Annotated in this window: 16 protein-coding genes; 8 read left to right on the top strand and 8 right to left on the bottom strand. The window is 62.4% G+C overall.

The annotated features are described in order from the left end of the window. Position 1: 1 nt before the first annotated feature. The 4 genes from mobB to Q1M07_RS03415 are packed head-to-tail and all read left to right on the top strand — an operon-like array spanning position 2 to position 2458. Positions 2–544 (top strand): molybdopterin-guanine dinucleotide biosynthesis protein B, encoded by a 543-nt coding sequence (gene mobB / locus Q1M07_RS03430; protein ID WP_300450721.1) that lies wholly within the window; start codon positions 2–4, stop codon positions 542–544. Continuing rightward, entirely contained in the window at positions 531–1736 is a 1206-nt protein-coding gene (gene glp, locus Q1M07_RS03425) for a gephyrin-like molybdotransferase Glp (RefSeq protein WP_300450718.1), read from the top strand. The genes mobB and glp overlap by 14 nt, the downstream gene beginning before the upstream one ends. Positions 1737–1749: 13 nt before the next feature. Continuing rightward, on the top strand, positions 1750–2004 hold the full coding sequence (moaD, locus tag Q1M07_RS03420; protein WP_300450715.1) for a molybdopterin converting factor subunit 1: 255 nt from the start codon (positions 1750–1752) through the stop codon (positions 2002–2004). Between the two features lies 1 nt (position 2005). Next, positions 2006–2458, top strand: a complete 453-nt coding sequence (locus Q1M07_RS03415) for a molybdenum cofactor biosynthesis protein MoaE (protein WP_300450712.1) — start codon at positions 2006–2008, stop codon at positions 2456–2458. A gap of 44 nt (positions 2459–2502) precedes the next feature. On the opposite strand, the gene Q1M07_RS03410 is transcribed toward Q1M07_RS03415, so the two are convergent. Beyond that, positions 2503–4122, bottom strand: a complete 1620-nt coding sequence (locus Q1M07_RS03410) for a methyl-accepting chemotaxis protein (RefSeq protein ID WP_300450709.1) — start codon at positions 4120–4122, stop codon at positions 2503–2505. Positions 4123–4275: 153 nt separating this feature from the next. Between Q1M07_RS03410 and clpB the strand changes: the two genes are divergently transcribed. The 3 genes from clpB to Q1M07_RS03395 all read left to right on the top strand — a co-directional run bounded on the left by clpB (position 4276) and on the right by Q1M07_RS03395 (position 7526). After that, the gene (gene clpB, locus Q1M07_RS03405; protein WP_300450707.1) at positions 4276–6855 is read left to right on the top strand and encodes an ATP-dependent chaperone ClpB; all 2580 of its coding nucleotides are present in this window, start codon (positions 4276–4278) and stop codon (positions 6853–6855) included. 122 nt (positions 6856–6977) lie between these two features. Continuing rightward, complete coding sequence (locus Q1M07_RS03400) at positions 6978–7211, top strand: DUF3567 family protein (RefSeq protein ID WP_300450705.1); 234 nt, start codon at positions 6978–6980, stop codon at positions 7209–7211. Between the two features lie 117 nt (positions 7212–7328). Further along, entirely contained in the window at positions 7329–7526 is a 198-nt protein-coding gene (locus Q1M07_RS03395; RefSeq protein ID WP_300450702.1) for a DUF3460 family protein, read from the top strand. A gap of 143 nt (positions 7527–7669) precedes the next feature. Here Q1M07_RS03395 and Q1M07_RS03390 read toward each other — a convergent pair whose 3' ends face one another. From Q1M07_RS03390 to Q1M07_RS03375, 4 genes are all read right to left on the bottom strand, one after another. Next, the gene (locus Q1M07_RS03390) at positions 7670–10360 is read right to left on the bottom strand and encodes a bifunctional acetate--CoA ligase family protein/GNAT family N-acetyltransferase (protein ID WP_300450700.1); all 2691 of its coding nucleotides are present in this window, start codon (positions 10358–10360) and stop codon (positions 7670–7672) included. A 225-nt stretch (positions 10361–10585) separates the two neighbouring features. Beyond that, positions 10586–11029 carry an OsmC family protein gene (locus tag Q1M07_RS03385; RefSeq protein ID WP_300450698.1) on the bottom strand — a complete coding sequence of 148 codons (444 nt, stop codon included), beginning with the start codon at positions 11027–11029 and terminating at the stop codon, positions 10586–10588. Between the two features lie 63 nt (positions 11030–11092). Continuing rightward, positions 11093–12145 carry a tRNA 2-selenouridine(34) synthase MnmH gene (gene mnmH, locus Q1M07_RS03380; RefSeq protein WP_300450695.1) on the bottom strand — a complete coding sequence of 351 codons (1053 nt, stop codon included), beginning with the start codon at positions 12143–12145 and terminating at the stop codon, positions 11093–11095. Positions 12146–12173: 28 nt separating this feature from the next. Beyond that, positions 12174–12728: an arylesterase gene (locus tag Q1M07_RS03375; RefSeq protein ID WP_300450826.1), complete on the bottom strand. Its 555-nt coding sequence runs from the start codon at positions 12726–12728 to the stop codon at positions 12174–12176. A gap of 61 nt (positions 12729–12789) precedes the next feature. On the opposite strand from Q1M07_RS03375, the gene Q1M07_RS03370 reads away from it, so the two are divergent. Continuing rightward, entirely contained in the window at positions 12790–13476 is a 687-nt protein-coding gene (locus tag Q1M07_RS03370; RefSeq protein ID WP_300450693.1) for an ATP-binding cassette domain-containing protein, read from the top strand. On the opposite strand, the gene hpnE is transcribed toward Q1M07_RS03370, so the two are convergent. The 3 genes from hpnE to hpnC are packed head-to-tail and all read right to left on the bottom strand — an operon-like array spanning position 13469 to position 16441. Next, a complete protein-coding gene (hpnE, locus tag Q1M07_RS03365; RefSeq protein WP_300450690.1) occupies positions 13469–14758 on the bottom strand; it encodes a hydroxysqualene dehydroxylase HpnE in 1290 nt (429 codons plus the stop codon). The genes Q1M07_RS03370 and hpnE overlap by 8 nt on opposite strands. Next, positions 14755–15588: a presqualene diphosphate synthase HpnD gene (gene hpnD, locus Q1M07_RS03360; RefSeq protein ID WP_300450688.1), complete on the bottom strand. Its 834-nt coding sequence runs from the start codon at positions 15586–15588 to the stop codon at positions 14755–14757. The genes hpnE and hpnD overlap by 4 nt, the downstream gene beginning before the upstream one ends. Before the next feature lie 43 nt (positions 15589–15631). Next, on the bottom strand, positions 15632–16441 hold the full coding sequence (gene hpnC / locus Q1M07_RS03355; protein ID WP_300450685.1) for a squalene synthase HpnC: 810 nt from the start codon (positions 16439–16441) through the stop codon (positions 15632–15634). Positions 16442–16478 lie beyond the last annotated feature (37 nt).

The raw sequence follows: 16478 nt of genomic DNA, 5'->3' as shown, positions 1-16478 counted from the left end.
GATGCGGCTTTTCGGAATCACAGGCTACTCCGGGGCGGGCAAGACGACGCTGCTGGAGAAGCTTTTGCCACGCCTGATCGCCGGTGGACTGCGTGTTTCGGTGCTGAAACACGCGCATCACGACTTCGACGTCGATCGTCCCGGCAAAGACTCTTTCCGCCACCGCCAGGCGGGTGCCGCCGAGGTCTTGCTCGCCAGTCGGGCGCGCTGGGTGCTGATGAGCGAGCGGCACGGTGCGGCCGAGCCGTCGCTGGCCGAGTACGTGGCGCATTTCTCGCCCTGCGACTTGGTTCTCGTCGAAGGTTGCAAGCGGGAGGCGATTCCGAAGCTGGAGGTCCATCGGCCGGCTAACGGCAAGCCGCCACTGTGGCCGGACGATTCGTACATCGTTGCCGTCGCCTCCGATCAGCCAGTAGAGATGCTTGGCTCGACGCCTCCCTGTTGGCTCGACTTGAACGACACCGAGGCGATTGCCCGCTTCGTCGTGGAGGCTATGCAGTTGGGTAATCCCGAAACGGGGAGGGAAACGCATGCTGTCCTTTGACGAAGCGCTGTCGCGCCTGCTGCTGGGTGCGCAGCCGGTTTCCGAAATCGTCTGGCTGCCGACCTTGGCGTGCGACCGAAGAATCCTGGCGCTGCCGCAGGTGGCCGCCGTCGACGCGCCACCGCTCGACAACGCGGCGATGGACGGTTATGCGCTGGCGGTAGCCGACCTGCAAGGTCCGGCGACCCGCCTTCCGATCTCGCAACGCATCCCGGCGGGCCGCGTCGGCGTCGGATTACGGCCGGGAAGCGTGGCACGCATTTTTACCGGGGCACCCATCCCGGCCGGCGCCGACGCGGTAGTCATGCAGGAACTCTGCGAACAGACTGGCGATGAGGTCTTGATCCATCATCGGCCGACGGTGGGCGAGCACATTCGTTCGGCGGGCAGCGACATCGCGGCGGGGAGCGAGATTCTCCCGATCGGCCAGCGCTTGCGGCCGCAGGATACGGCCTTGGCGGCGTCGGTTGGGATTGCACGTTTGCCAGTGTTTCGCCGTTTGCGCGTGACACTGTTGTTCACCGGCAACGAACTTCGCCTGCCCGGCGAGCCGCTGCCGCCGGGGGCGATTTACGATGCGAATCGGTTTCTGCTTACGGCTCTGCTCGAACGACTGGGTTGCGAGGTTCGCGACCAAGGCACGGTGGCGGACGATCTAAGTGCGACACGTCAGGCCTTGCGTGCGGCGGCGACAGACAGTGACGTGATCCTCAGCTCGGGCGGCGTTTCCGTTGGCGAAGAGGATTACGTCAGGTCGGCTGTCGAGGCCGAAGGACGGATCGAGATCTGGAAGATTGCTATCAAGCCTGGAAAACCGCTCGTTTATGGTGGCGTCCGTTCCTCCAGGGGAAACGTGGCGTTCATCGGCCTGCCTGGCAATCCGGTGTCGAGCTTCGTGACCTTCCTGATGCTGGTCCGGCCTTTCCTGCTGAAAATGCAGGGCGCCCGCTGGAGCGCGCCGGTCAGCTACCTGCGGCGTGCCGACTTCGATTGGCTGCGGCCAGACTCAAGGCGGGAATTTCTGCGTGTCAGAAGCGCCGACGATGACCGCGTCAAGCTTTTCCCACAGCAGGGGGCGGGTGCGCTGAGCTCGACCGTGTGGGGCGACGGGCTGGTCGACAACCCGTCGCAGCAGATCATCCGGCGTGGCGACAGCGTTCGTTTCCTGCCTTATTCCGAGTTGCTGGCTTGAGCCGGGGGGACGGATGAGGTTGAAGCTGCTTTTCTTTGCCAGCCTGCGCGAAGCACTTGGGCAGGGCAGCGACGAACTGGACTTGCCCGCCTCCGTGCACGATGTCGCCGGTCTGCTGGCTTTTCTGGCGATGCGCGGCGGCCGGTGGCAAAGCCTGAGTACGTTCAGGAATCTGCGCTACGCGGTCAATCAGGAGCTCGCGCATCTGGATACGCCACTGCGGGCGGGGGATGAAGTGGCTTTCTTTCCTCCGGTCACCGGAGGCTGAAATGGCGATTCGCATACAGGAGGCCGATTTCGATCTGAGCGTCGAGTTGGCGGCGCTACGCGGGAACAATCCCGCAGTGGGTGCCTTGGTCTCTTTTGTTGGCCTGGTGCGTGATCAGAACGATGGCAGCCGAGTGTCCGAAATGTCGCTCGAGCATTACCCCGGAATGACCGAGCGGACCTTGCAGGCGATCATCGATGAGGCCTGTCGACGTTGGTCGATTGTCGACACGCTGGTGATTCACCGGGTCGGCCGCTTGCTGCCGACCGACCAGATCGTCCTCGTCGCCGTCGCCGGGACGCACCGCGACGAGTCCTTCGCCGCTTGTCAGTTCATCGTCGACTACCTGAAAACGCGCGCTCCGTTCTGGAAACGCGAAGTGACGCCGGCCGGTGCGCGCTGGGTCGATGCGCGCACCGGCGACGACTTGGCGGCCGCACGCTGGCAGGATTGATCGACCGGCACCCGCAGGACCACGTGGCTGCGGATGGCAGTTGGTCAAGTCGTCTTGAAATGCGCCACGGTCTGACGCAAGGAGCGCGCCAAGGCTTCGAACTCGTGCACCGAGTTGGCCGCGCCCTGTGCGCAGCGATTGTTTTCCCCGGCCAGCAATGCGATTCTTTCGACGTCGCGCGCAATCTCCTCGCTGGCGGCTTTTTGCTCGCCGACGGCGGTGGTGATCTGGTCGATGCCACGATGCGCTTCCGAAACCGCTTGCTTCCCGTCGATCAGGCGGCTGACCACAGCGTTTAGTGATTGCCGGCTGGCGGCGAGTGCTTCAAGTCCCTCCTGAACCACCGCCTGCAAGCTTGCCGACTTGTCGTTGATTATCGAAGTAACGGAGTTGATCTCGTCGGCCGAGCCGGCGGATTTTTCTGCGAGCTTGCGGACCTCGTCGGCGACGACCGCAAAACCCCGTCCCTGTTCACCGGCGCGCGCCGCCTCGATGGCGGCGTTGAGGGCAAGGAGGTTGGTCTGGTTGGCGATGTCCCGGACTTCATCGGTCAGGCGGGAGATGGTCTGCGTACTGGCGATGTAGTCGGTTACCGATGCCGCAATCTCGGAGACCGCGTGCTCCAGCCGTTCGAGCTGCGTCACCTGAAGGTCAAGCTGCTGTTGCCCTTCGCTACTGGCCGTGAGGCTGCGGTCGGACAGCCGCCGTACGTCGTTCGCCGACTCGGCAACGCTTGCGATCCTTGTGGTCAGTGCTTCAATCTCGGTCACAATCGACGCCGCCGCGTCAGACTGCGAGTGCGTCGACCCGGATAGCTGCTCGGTCTGCGCACCCAGGGTATCCGAAGCCTGGCCGAGCTTGGCGGCGATCTGGTGCAACTCCTTGACGGTCGTGTCGAGGTCGCAGACGAAGCGATTGAAGCTGCCGGAAATGCGCCCGATTTCGTTCTCGGCTTTCGCCGGCAGGCGGTGGGTCAGATTGCCTTCGCCAGACGCCAGTTGATCCATCGACTTTTCGAGTTCGCCAAGCGGCCGGCGAATGGCGCGTGCCAGAAGAATCGTCATTGTCAGACAGATCAGGGCCACCGTGCAGACCAGCCCGAGCGAGGCGCGCAAGGACTGGGAAACCTGCCCATTGACCGCTGACCGTGTGCCGACGACGATCTTTTCCTGACGTTCGACCTCGTCGAGAAGCAACTTGCGCAGCGCGCGCCAAGCCGGCGTTTCCTCGTGGTTGAGCTGGGCAACGGAGCCGTTGGTGTCGCTGCGGGCAAGTTCGGCGAGTCGTCCACGTAACGACACCAACGCTGGCCAGCGTTCGCCGACCTCGCCGACGAGTTTTTCCATCGACGGGTCGCCGGCCGCGACCTGGCGAGAAGTCGCCAGCGCCTCGGCGAACTTCTTGTGGGCGTTGTCGAGGTTCTTGTAGCCCTGTTCATTGCTTGGGTCGAGCACGATATTGCGTAGTGCCTGGCCCGACTGAAGCCCCTGGGCGTACATTTCCTGGATGCTGACGTAGCGCACGTGATCGGTGTCGACAAAGCTCCTGAAGCGGTCGCCGATCTGTTGGAGATTGAACAGAGCGTAAGCGATGACAGCGGCCGAGAGGATGGCGGTGGCACCGAGCATCCACCACAGGGGCGTAAGAATTGAGCGACGTTTCATATCCAGCAGCCTCCCGCTTCTGAGATCGCCGGATTGTGCCACACCTTGCCGAGAGAAAAACGTACGCCGAGAGGCAGACGCAAGAATCCCTTGACTTGGCGCGGCACGCCCCCATCTGGGGCGCAGGACGATATTTACCTGGAGGATCACTGAATGCGCCTCGACAAACTGACCACCAAGTTTCAGCAAGCGCTGGCCGATGCCCAGAGCTTGGCCATTGGCCACGACAACCAGCTCATCGAACCACAACACTTGCTGCTCGCCATGTTGCAGCAGGAAGACAGTTCGACGACAGCGCTGCTCGCCCATGCCGGGGTTAACGTGGCGCCGCTGAAGACGGCGCTCGTTCAGGCGATCAGTCGTCTGCCGAAAGTCGAAGGGCATGCTGGCGATGTCCAGGTTGGTCGCGATCTGACCAATCTGTTGAACCTCACCGACAAGGAGGCACAGAAACGCGGCGACCAGTTCATTGCTTCCGAAATGTTCTTGCTCGCGCTGTGCGACGACAAGGGCGAGTGTGGCCGTCTGCTCAAACAACATGGCCTGCTGAGGCCTTCGCTCGAGCAGGCTGTGGCCGCCCTGCGCGGTGGCCAGGGGGTCGAAAGCCAGGAGGCCGAGGGGCAGCGTCAGTCGCTGAGCAAGTACTGCATCGACCTCACCGAACGCGCCCGAGCCGGCAAACTCGACCCGGTGATCGGCCGTGATGACGAGATCCGGCGGGCGATCCAGATCCTGCAGCGGCGGACCAAGAACAACCCGGTGTTGATCGGTGAACCGGGGGTAGGCAAGACGGCGATCGTCGAGGGGCTCGCGCAGCGAATCGTCAATGGTGAAGTTCCCGAAACGCTGAAAGGCAAGAAGGTGCTGAGCCTCGACATGGCGGCATTGCTCGCTGGCGCGAAATATCGTGGCGAGTTCGAAGAGCGCCTGAAGGCGGTGCTCAAGGAGATTGCACAGGACGAAGGACGGATCATCGTCTTCATCGACGAATTGCACACCATGGTTGGCGCTGGCAAAGCCGAGGGCGCGATCGACGCCGGCAACATGCTCAAGCCGGCGCTGGCACGTGGCGACCTGCACTGCGTCGGCGCAACGACGCTCGACGAGTACCGCAAGTACATCGAGAAGGACGCCGCCCTCGAACGACGCTTCCAGAAAGTTCTGGTCGACGAGCCGACGGTCGAATCGACGATCGCCATCCTGCGCGGGCTGCGCGAGAGGTATGAGTTGCACCATGGCGTTGGGATCACCGATCCAGCGATCGTTGCCGCCGCCGAACTGTCGCAGCGCTACATCACCGACCGCTTTCTACCCGACAAGGCGATCGATCTGATCGACGAAGCGGCAGCGCGCATCAAGATGGAGATCGATTCCAAGCCGGAAGCCATGGACAAACTGGACCGGCGGATGATACAGCTGAAGATCGAGCGCGAGGCGGTGCGCAAAGAGCGAGACGAGGCGTCGAAGAAGCGCATGCATCTGATCGAGGAAGAACTCGTCAAGCTGGAGCGCGAGTACAACGATCTCGACGAGATCTGGAAGGCGGAAAAGGCGCAGGTGCAGGGCAGCGCCAAGATCAAGGAAGAAATCGATAAGCTGAAGCTCGAACTGGCGCATCTGCAACGCGAGAACAAATGGGAAAAGGTAGCCGAAATTCAGTATGGCAAGTTGCCCCAACTGGAGGCACAACTGAGCGCGGCAGAGAAATCGGGCGACGGTCGTTCGCGCAACACGCTGCTGCGCACCGAGGTGGGTACCGAGGAGGTGGCCGAAGTCGTGTCGCGGGCGACCGGCATTCCGGTGTCGAAGATGATGCAGGGCGAGCGCGAGAAGCTGTTGCGCATGGAAGAGAGAATTCATCAGCGCGTGGTTGGCCAGGACGAGGCCGTGCGTCTGGTCGCCAATGCCATTCGCCGTTCGCGGGCCGGTCTCGCCGATCCGAACCGACCCTACGGTTCGTTCCTCTTTCTCGGCCCGACGGGTGTCGGCAAGACCGAATTGTGCAAGGCACTCGCCGCTTTCCTGTTCGACTCCGAGGAGCACTTGATTCGTGTCGATATGAGTGAATTCATGGAGAAGCACTCGGTGTCACGCCTCATCGGTGCGCCGCCGGGTTATGTCGGTTACGAGGAGGGCGGTTACCTGACCGAAGCCGTGCGGCGCAAGCCCTATTCGGTGATCTTGCTCGACGAAGTGGAAAAGGCGCACCAGGATGTCTTCAACGTGCTGTTGCAAGTCCTCGACGACGGACGGATGACCGATGGGCACGGACGGACGGTGGACTTCAAGAATACGGTCATCGTCATGACGTCCAACCTCGGCAGTCAGATGATCCAGCAGATGGCGGGCGATGATTACCAGTTGATCAAGCTGGCAGTGATGGGTGAAGTGAAGACCTATTTCCGGCCCGAGTTCATCAACCGGATCGACGAAGTCGTGGTCTTCCATGCGCTCGACGAACAGCATATCAAGGCTATTGCCACGATTCAGCTGGCCTACCTCGAACAGCGCCTGGCGCAGCTCGAACTGAATCTGGAAGTGGGTGACGGTGTCTTGGCGAAGCTCGCGATGGCCGGTTTCGATGCGGTCTATGGCGCCCGCCCGCTCAAGCGTGCGATCCAGTCGCAGATCGAGGATCCTTTGGCCAAGGCCATCCTCGAGGGGCGGTTTGCGGCGGGCGACACGATTCGTGTCGTCGGCGAAGGCGGAATAATGCGCTTCGAAAAGGGATGAAGCCTAACTGACAGATATTTTGGGCACGAATTTTGCTTTTTTACTGGGGGTGATCGCGGGATGTGCGGTCACCCATTGGGATGAACTGGCGTATCCTGCCTTCGACAGGAAAGGGGTTACACATGAACATCGTCTACAACAGTCCGCACTACGCGATCGTGGCCTACCCTGTGCAACAAAGCTTCGAGTTGCTAGACAAGGCGGCCGGCCGCAGTCTCTTCATCCAGGGGTCGGTAGCCAGGGATTTGCGCCAGGCGATCGACGGCATCCCCAAAAGCGAGCGTGACGAACAGTCAATAGACGCGTTGCTGGATGAGTACTGTGCCGGCGCAGCGCGGCCGATCATGGTTCACTGATACGGCCGTGCCGGCTGGGGCTTCGGGCAGCAAGCCGTCGGCGAGCGTATAATTGCGGTTACACAGCGGCTTGCCGGCAACGTACGGAAATTGGTGATTTTTTTAGGAGGAAGCGAGATGGCGTTGTACGAGTCCGATCACACCAAGTTCATGCGCGAGATGATGGCTCGACACCCCGAATGGCTCGCCGATCAGCGTCAAGGTCGGGCGATTTGGTGGGACAGGAAGGTCGATCTCGACGAGGAGAAGGCGCGTCGCGAGTCTACCGAAGCTCCTCGTTCCTATCCTTACGACGTCAATTTCGAGCCGCAATAGGACTGGGAGTGCCACCCGCGTAGCGAGAAAGGCCGCCGGCTGTTTTCTTCACCGGCGGCTTTTTGCGGGGCGGGGCCGAAGACTTCGACTCGGCGTAGGTTGACGCGCTGCCTGTGCCCCCGGCCCCTGGAAACTCTGGCCGGCTAATTGTTCAGCGGCTTGATGACCCGCTTGACGGCCGGATCGTCCGGATGCGGGTGGATCGTAAAGCCGAGTTTGGTCATCAGGCTGAACATCTTGGTGTTCATCGACAGGACGTCGCCAACCACGGTGCGATAGCCTTTGGCCCGCGCGCATTCGATCAGCGCGTTCATCAGCTTGCGACCGACGCCGTGTTTCTGCCAGTCGTCGGCGACGGCAAGCGCGAACTCGACCGATTCGCCGTCCGGGTTGGTGACGTAGCGCGCGACGCCAATCTGTATTTCTTTGCCTTCGCTGTCATGGATCGTGGCGACCAGCGCCATTTCCCGGTCGTAGTCGATCTGCGTGAAGCGCACGAGCATCGTCTGGGTCAGCTCGCGGATGGTATCCATGAACCGGTAGTACTTGCTTTCGTCGGACATGGCGATGACGAACTGCTGCTCGCGCTCGGCGTCCTCCGGACGAATCGGCCGAATCGTCACCACCCGGCCATCCGGCAACTCCCAGTCCTGGATCAGATGCACCGGGTAAGGGTGGATGGCCATGTGCGAATAGCGGTCACCCGATGCGGCGGCGTGATCGATGACGATCCGCGCGTCGGCGGCGATGGCGCCGTTCTCATCGACGATCAGCGGATTCAGATCGAGTTCCTGCAGCCAGGGAAGCTCGCAGATCATCTGCGAGACGTGCAGCAGCACATCTTCGAGCGCTTCCAGGTTGACCGGCGGCATGTTGCGGAAGGCACCGAGGAGCTTGGAGGCGCGCGTCGAAGCAATCAGATCGCGGGCCAGGAAGCGGTTCAGTGGCGGCAGCGCGACAGCGCGGTCGCTGAATACTTCCACTTCGGTACCGCCAGCGCCGAAGGTGATGATTGGGCCGAAAATCGCATCGCGGGAAACGCCGATCATCAGTTCGCGGCCGTTCGGGCGCGCTAGGTAGGGTTCGATCGACAGGCCGTTGATGCGCGCCGTCGGATGCCTTTTCTTAACCGTCTCGATGATGTCGTGATACGCGTTGCGTGCTGCCGGGGCATTGGTGATGTTGAGCCGCACGCCGCCCACTTCGCTCTTGTGGACGATGTCGGGCGAGTCGATCTTCATGGCGATCGGAAAACCGATCTGTTCGGCCAGCAACAGGGATTCGGTCGGCGTATGGGCGACCATGGTCTGCGCCACTGGAATGCGGAAGGCACGCAAGATGGCCTTCGATTCCATCTCCGAGAGCAGCTTGCGACGCTCCTGCAGGACCGCCTCGATCAGCATCTTGGCGCCTTCGGTTTCCGGGCGCGCATGCTTGGAGACGGGGGCCGGCGTTTGCAGCAGCAGCTTCTGGTTCCAGTAGTAGGTGGAGATGTGGTAATACAGTTCGACCGCGGTTTCCGGCATGCGAAAAGAGGGAATGCCCGAGTCTTCGAGCAGCGAGCGGGCCTCATGGACCTGCTCCTCGCCCATCCAGCAGGTCAGTATCGGCTTCGCGGTCAGCAGATCGACCTCGATCACCGCCTTGGCGACTTCCATTGGCTGAGTCATGGCTTGCGGTGACAGCATCACCAACACGCCGTCGACTTCGGTGTCTTCAGCGACGGCCAGAATTGCGTCGTGATAACGCCTGGGCGTCGCATCGCCCTCGATGTCGACCGGGTTGCGTTGCGACCACGTTGGCGGCATGGCCGCGTTCAGCGTCTGGATCGTGCTGGCTGAGAGCTCCGCGAGCGGGATCTCGAGGTCGCCGGCGCGGTCGGCCGCCATTGCGCCCGGGCCGCCGCCATTGGTGATAATTCCCAGCCGCTTGCCCTGGGGCCGAAATTTCGAGGCGAGTGCCTTGGCCGCGTAGAACAATTGCCCGATGTTCTTGACGCGAACCACGCCGGCCCGGCGGACGGCTGCTTCGAAAACGATGTCCGAACCGGCGGCCATTCCCGAGTGCGTTTCGACTGCCGCCAGCCCACCGGCGTGGCGGCCCGCCTTGAGCAGAACGATCGGCTTGATCCGGGCCGCCGAGCGCAGCGCACTCATGAAGCGCCGCGCGTCACGGATGCCTTCGACGTAGAGCAGGATGTAATGCGTGAAGTTATCGTAAATCAGGTAGTCGAGGATCTCGCCGAAGTCGACGTCGGCGGTCCCTCCGAGCGAGATGACGCTCGAAAAACCGATACGATTGGCGGTCGCCCAGTCGAGGACAGCCGAGCAGATGGCGCCGGATTGTGAAACCAGTGCCAGATGGCCGACGTTGGCTTTGACGCGAGCAAATGTCGCGTTGAGGCCCAGGTTCGGACGAATGACGCCCAGGCAGTTCGGACCAAGGAGACGGACGCCGTAGCTGCGGGCAATTTCCATCATCTTGCGTTCGAGCGCGGCACCCGAATGGCCGGCCTCCGCAAAGCCGGAAGTGATCACTATCGCGTTCTTGACCCCGCTGCGACCGCATTGTTCGATGATCTTCGGGACGGTCTGCGGTCGCGTGACGACTACAGCCAACTCGACTCGGGCACTGATTTCTTCGATCGACTTGTAGGCCTGTACTCCCTGGATGGTGTCGTGGGCGGTATTGATCGGGTAGAGGCGGCCCTTGTAACCGGAGTCGAGGATGTTCCGGAAGAGAACATTGCCGACGGAGTCTTCGCGGTCGGAAGCGCCGATGACGGCGACGGATTTGGGTTCGAACAGAGTGGTGAGGTAGTGATGTTCTAGCATGATGGGCCCTTTCACCTCTTCAGCGAGGTGCGGTACAGGTGGATGTTGCGCCGCACCAATTTTACCATAGACGCATCGGGAAGTCTCTAGGCGGGAAGCTCCAAAGACGCTTTGCGGTGAAATTCTCCACTGTAGAAGTAGGGTCAGCCAGGCCCTAGGGTGCTCGGACAGACGGCACGGCGTCGTACCTTGGCGAAAAAAAGCGGCCGTTTGCGCCGTGGTCGCTCACTCGACCGCCGGCGAGCCGGCGTCGGCGAGCGCACTCTCGATGACAATTGCCGACTGCAGCGTGCGATACATTGGGCACTTGTTGGCGATGGTCAGCAGGCTGTCACGCTGCTCGGTCGTCAGCTCGCCTTGCAGAGCGATGGTGCGCGAGACTCGATCGACCTTGCGCCCTTCGACCTCGACGTTGTCGTGCGCCAAAGCGACGCTGATCCCGGTCAGCGGCAGTCTCTTGCGATCGGCGTACATGCGCAAGGTTATCGAAGTGCATGCGCCAAGGCTGGCGAGGAGGAGGTCGAAGGGAGCCGGCCCGGCGTCGGTACCGCCCAGGTCTGTGGGCTCGTCGGCGATCAAGTGGTGCTTGCCGATATGCACGTTCTGCTGGTAGGGTCGCCGTCCATGTTCGGTGACCACAACGGGGTTATCGCGTCTGCCTTGTGCCATGCCGTGATCTCCAGAGAAGCACGGGCATGATAAATGAAGGACGACGAGAGAAGAGAGTTTCTTTTATCGGTCGCAGAGTCGGCGGGCCACGGCTTCGATTCCGGTTGCCGTCAGATCGTCGGTGGTGACGCTGGCCGATGCCCTGAAGCCCGTGTAATTGCGGCTTTGCGAGCGGCGATAGAGCGGATCGTAATGCTGCTCGAGCAACTCGCTGACCAGTGGTCGCCAGTCGCCGCTGTCCGCGTAGTGCCGCCAGCGCAACAGGGTTTCACTGCTGTGCAGACCGCGCAAGGGCTGCAGGCAGGCGTTGAGCCATTGCGGCGCAGCCAGAAAGTAGTCGTAGTCGCGGAGAAGAAAATCGACGCGGGCTGGAAAGGACGCTTCGATGTTGATGCACTGGCTGGCGCGCATCGTCTCGATGAGCGCCGCGGGGAGATGCAGCGTACCGATCTTGCGGCTTTCCGCTTCGACATAGACCGGACGATCGGGGTCGAAGCCCTGTAGCAGGGTCAGCAGTTGGGATTCGAACAAGCGCTGCGACGGCTGCGCCGAGCCCGGCAGGATGCCGAGCACCGAACCTTTGTGACAGGCGAGTTCCTCGAGATCGAGAATCTGCTCGCCGAGTCGACCGATGGCTTGCAGGATGCGGCTCTTGCCGCTGCCCGTAGCGCCGCAGACGACCTTTAGCGACAGGCGGCGAGGCAGTTCCGACAGGCGCTCGATGACCAGACGACGATAGGTCCGATAACCGCCTTCAAGTTGCTGGGCGTTCCAGCCGATACGCCGCAACACGTAGGTCAGCGAGCCGCTGCGTTGGCCGCCCCGCCAACAGACGATCAACGGCCGCCAGCTCTTCGGGCGGTCGAAAAAGTTTGCTTTCAAATGCCGGGCGATGTTCTCGGAAACGTGCGCTGCGCCGATCTTTCTCGCCTCGAAGGGGGAAACCTGTTTGTAGAGCGTGCCGACTTCGATGCGTTGCTGGTTGTCCAGGACCGGGCAGTTGATCGACCCCGGGATGTGGTCGTCAGCAAACTCGGCAGGCGAGCGGACGTCGATGATCTCGTCGAAACTGGTCAGTTCGTCGAGTCGCTCGACGGAAGCAATATCATGTTTCATGCCAGAAGCGTCTGGAATCGGAGGCCGCTCATTTTAGCAGCGGGGCGAGTCCGCGCCAGACATTGTCGAGCAGCAGAGGCTGCGCTTCGGCCGTCGGATGAAGGTTGTCCGCTTGAAAGAGCTGTGCCTGCGTCGCGACGCCGTCGAGGAGGAAGTCTACCAGTGTTACCTTTCGGGCCCTCGCTACTTCGGCGAACGTCATGTGAAATTGCTCGGCGTAGCTGCCATAGTTCGGCGGCACGCGTTGGCCGACCAGCAAGACCTTGGCCTGCCGTTGCTGCGCGCTGGCGACGATGGCACCGAGGTTGTCGCGCAACTGCGTCAGCGGCAGGCCACGCAAGCCGTCGTTGGCGCCGAGCGCGACGATGACGATCTGTGGCGAGTGCTTGGCCAGCGCGGCGTCGATGCGGGCTCGGCCGCCGCTGCTGGTTTCTCCCGAGATGCTGGCATTGACGACGCTATAATCCAGCTTCCTGTCCTGCAGGCGCTTGCCGAGCAAAGCCGGCCACGCCGCATCCTGGCGGATGCCGTAACCCGCTGACAGCGAATCACCGAAAACGAGTATGGTCTTTGCCGCGCACATCGTCGGCGTGGCCAGTATCAGAGCGGCGAGCAGCAGGCAACGGTAGCCGAGGGAAGCAAACATGGTTCGAGAGGCATCGATGGTCGTTGAGGTTCGTGAACTCGCCAAGCGAGTGGATAACGCTGGCGAGCCGTTGACCATTCTGCACGAGATTTCGTTCGCTGTTGCCGCTGGTGAAACGGTAGCCATCGTCGGCGCGTCCGGTTCCGGGAAATCGACGTTGCTCGGCTTGCTGGCCGGCCTCGACCTGCCGAGCAGTGGCTCGGTCGTCCTGGCTGGCGAAAGGCTTGGCGTTCTCGACGAGGATGCCCGGGCCGTCCTCCGCGGGCGCTTGCTGGGCTTCGTCTTTCAGAATTTTCAATTGTTGCCTTCGCTGACCGCAATAGAAAACGTCATGTTGCCGCTCGAGCTGGCTGGCTTGCCGAAGGCGCGTGCCGAGGCCGAATACTGGTTACAGCGCGTCGGCCTCGCGCAGCGTTTGAAGCACTATCCGAAACATCTCTCCGGCGGCGAGCAACAACGCGTTGCTCTGGCGCGCGCCTTCGCTCCCGGGCCGCAACTCGTTCTCGCCGACGAACCAACCGGCAACCTCGACGCGGCGACCGGGCACCAGGTCATCGAATTGATGTTCGCCATCAATGCCGAGCGTGGCACGACCTTGATTCTGGTTACGCATGACGAGGAGATCGCGGCGCGTTGCGGGCGCCGGATGCGGATGCACGCCGGACAGATCGAGGAGATCACTTGAGCAGTATGGCTCGCGCCGCTGTCACCCCGCTGCGTACAGCAGCTTCGAGGGTTGCCGGATAGTCCGCGCAAACGTAGTCGCCGGCCAGCCACAGTCCGGCCAGCGCGCTTGCCGATGGCGGCCGCGCCAAGCCGGGGCGGCAGGAGAAGGTGGCGCGCCGCTCGCGGATGACCTGATGCCAAGTCGGTGGCGGCAAGCGGACACGCAGCACGCTCGCCAGTTCGCCGTGCAGGGCGGCGACCAGCGTCTGGTTGTCCACCTGCTCCCATTGGCCGTGGCCGCTGAGTACGAAGGCGATCAGTCCAGCCGTGCCGCCTAGCGCGCCGCGATCGAAGGCCCATTGGCCAAGCCGTGTCGCATCGCCTGCGGCAAGGCCCAGCATTGGCCAGGGCAGGCGGAGTTCCGGCGGGTAGGCGCAGTAGACCGTGCCGATCGGCTCGAAGCGGTAGTCGGCCAACAGCCGCGCCAGGGGTCGTGTTTCGTCGCGTGTGGCGAGCAATGCCGCTGCGTGCTGCGGGCCGACGGCGAGCACCGCACAGTCGAAGGGCTCGCCAGTGACGGTGAAGTGTCCGTCCAGCCTGTCGACCCGGGTCGACAGGCGGATCGTACCACCATGCGCGACAATGAATCTCGCCGCGGGTGCCGGAAACAGTTGATCGAGGTCGGCTGCCGGCAATAGCAGATCGGTCGCGGTAGGCTGGCCGCCGAGGCTGTCGCGCAAGGTATTGAGGAAAACTTGCGCCGAGGCATTTTCCGGTGACGTATTGAGTGCTGCCAGACAGAGTGGCTCCCACAGGTAACGGCGGAGGTTGCCGGTCTGGCGGTGGCCGTCGAGTAGCGTGGCGACCGTTTCGTCCGCCGCCAGCCGATATCCCGCCAGTTGCAGTGAGCGCATGCAGCGCAAGGCACGCCACTTTTCGCTCAGCGTGGCGCCGCGACAGCTCAGTAGTCCGGCCGCCAAGTGCCACGGCGCCCGCAGTTTCGGCAGGCGCATCCGGAAGGACGCAGGCTGACTACCGGGAAAGCAGATTTCGAACGGCAGACGTTTGAGCAGCCGCTCGGGATCCGCGCCGACTTCCCTCATTAGGCGCAGCGTCTCGTGATAGGCGCCAATGAGGAGGTGTTGACCGTTGTCCAACTGGCCTGGCCGAAGGTCGACGCTGCGCGCCCGTCCGCCGAGCTGTTTCGCCGCTTCGAAAACGGTGACCGTGACTCCCGCTCCGGCGAGTTCGACGGCGGCCGACAAGCCGGCCCAGCCACCGCCGACGATCGCCACCCTCATCCGCGCAGCCAGGTCCGCGAGGCGATCCAAAGCTTGCGGATCGGTGTCAATGAGGTACGCTGCGTGAGCACCTGACAGCCGTCACGTCGTATCTCGTCGAGCAGCGTCCGGTAGATGGCCGCCATGACCAGTCCCGGGCGCTGGGCACGGCGGTCGGAGATGGGTAACAGGTCGATGGCCTGCGCATAATAGCTTTCGGCACGAGCGATCTGGAACTCGATCAGGCGGCGGAAGTCATCGCTGTGGCGCGCGTTGAGGATGTCGGCGGCGGTGACGCCGAAGCGCTGCAACTCGTCGATCGGCAGGTAGATGCGACCCCTGCGCGCATCTTCGCCGACATCGCGAATGATGTTGGTCAGTTGAAAGGCCAGTCCGAGATCGTGTGCGTAGCGCTGCGTCTTGCGGTCGTGGTAGCCGAATATCTCGGCCGCCAGTAGCCCAACAACGCCAGCGACGCGGTGGCAGTACAGCGAGAGCGCCTTGAAATCGAGATAGCGCGACTGATGGAGATCCATCTCCATGCCATCGACGATTTCCTGCAACTGTTCTTCCGGCAGATGATAGTCCGCCGCTACGGCCTGCAAGGCTTTTGTTACCGGATGTTGCGACTGGCCGGCGTAGAGGCGGGTCAGCTCCTGCCGCCACCAGGCCAGCTTGCTGCTGGCAAGCTGCGGATCCTGGCACTCATCGACGACATCATCGACCTCTCGACAGAAGGCATAGAGTGCCGTGATGGCGCGCCGCTGCGGTGGCGGCAGAAAGAGAAAGCTGTAGTAAAAGCTGGAGCCACTGCGGGCGGTCTTCTGTTGGCAGTATTCGTCGGGCGTCATGCGTGATCTCAAGAATTCCTCTGGGCAGTCATTCTGGCACGACTTACATGGACAGTGCACGCCACCCGATGCACCACCAGTCGCTGAAACCCAGGACCGGGCGGTGCCGAAAGACATCTCCACGGACGCGTCGAATTCTCTCCAGAATGCGCAGGCCGCCTTGTATCGTCAAACGGATTTCCCAGCCGAGACGTCCGGATAGGTGGTGGACCAGTGGCGCCCCCTGCTGCATAAGCCGATGCGCCCTGTCGCTCTCGAACTCGATCAGGGCGGCCCATTCGCTACTCCAACACCCGGCAGCGATCGCCGCTTCAGCAACTCCGAAGCGCGCGAGGTCGGACTGTGGCAGATAGACGCGGCCTTTCTGCCAGTCGATCGCGACGTCCTGCCAGAAATTGACAAGTTGCAAGGCAGTGCAGATGCTGTCTGAACGCTGCAGGTTGTCGTCGCTGGCCCGCCCGGCCAGATGCAGCAGTAGGCGGCCAACCGGATTGGCCGAGCGTCGGCAGTAGGCGAGGAGTTCCGGAAAGTCGTCATAACGCTTTTTCACCACATCCTGCGCAAACGCGTCCAGCAGGTCGTGGAACAACTGGATCGGCAGGTGCCACTCGCCGATGGTCGTCGCCAGGTCAGTAAAGTGCGGGTCTGGCGGTGCCTCACCGCGCTCGATGTACGTCAGCTGGCGGCGGTAGTCGGCCAGACGCTGCAAGCGGACGGCCTCGGTAGCGTCGCCTTCGTCGGCAATGTCGTCGGCAGAGCGGGCAAAACGATAAATCGCTTCGATTGGCCGGCGCAGGCATCGAGGCAGCAGCAGCGACGCGACAGGAAAATTTTCGTAGTGGTCGACGGGCATCGGGAAATGGGAGCGCGCAAGCTCGGGTCGCGACCGG

It is taken from the genome of Accumulibacter sp. (assembly GCF_029255285.1).
GTDB lineage: Bacteria > Pseudomonadota > Gammaproteobacteria > Burkholderiales > Rhodocyclaceae > Accumulibacter.
The sequence above is the reverse complement of the archived record's forward strand: the minus strand, read 5'-3'. Positions and strand labels throughout refer to the sequence as shown.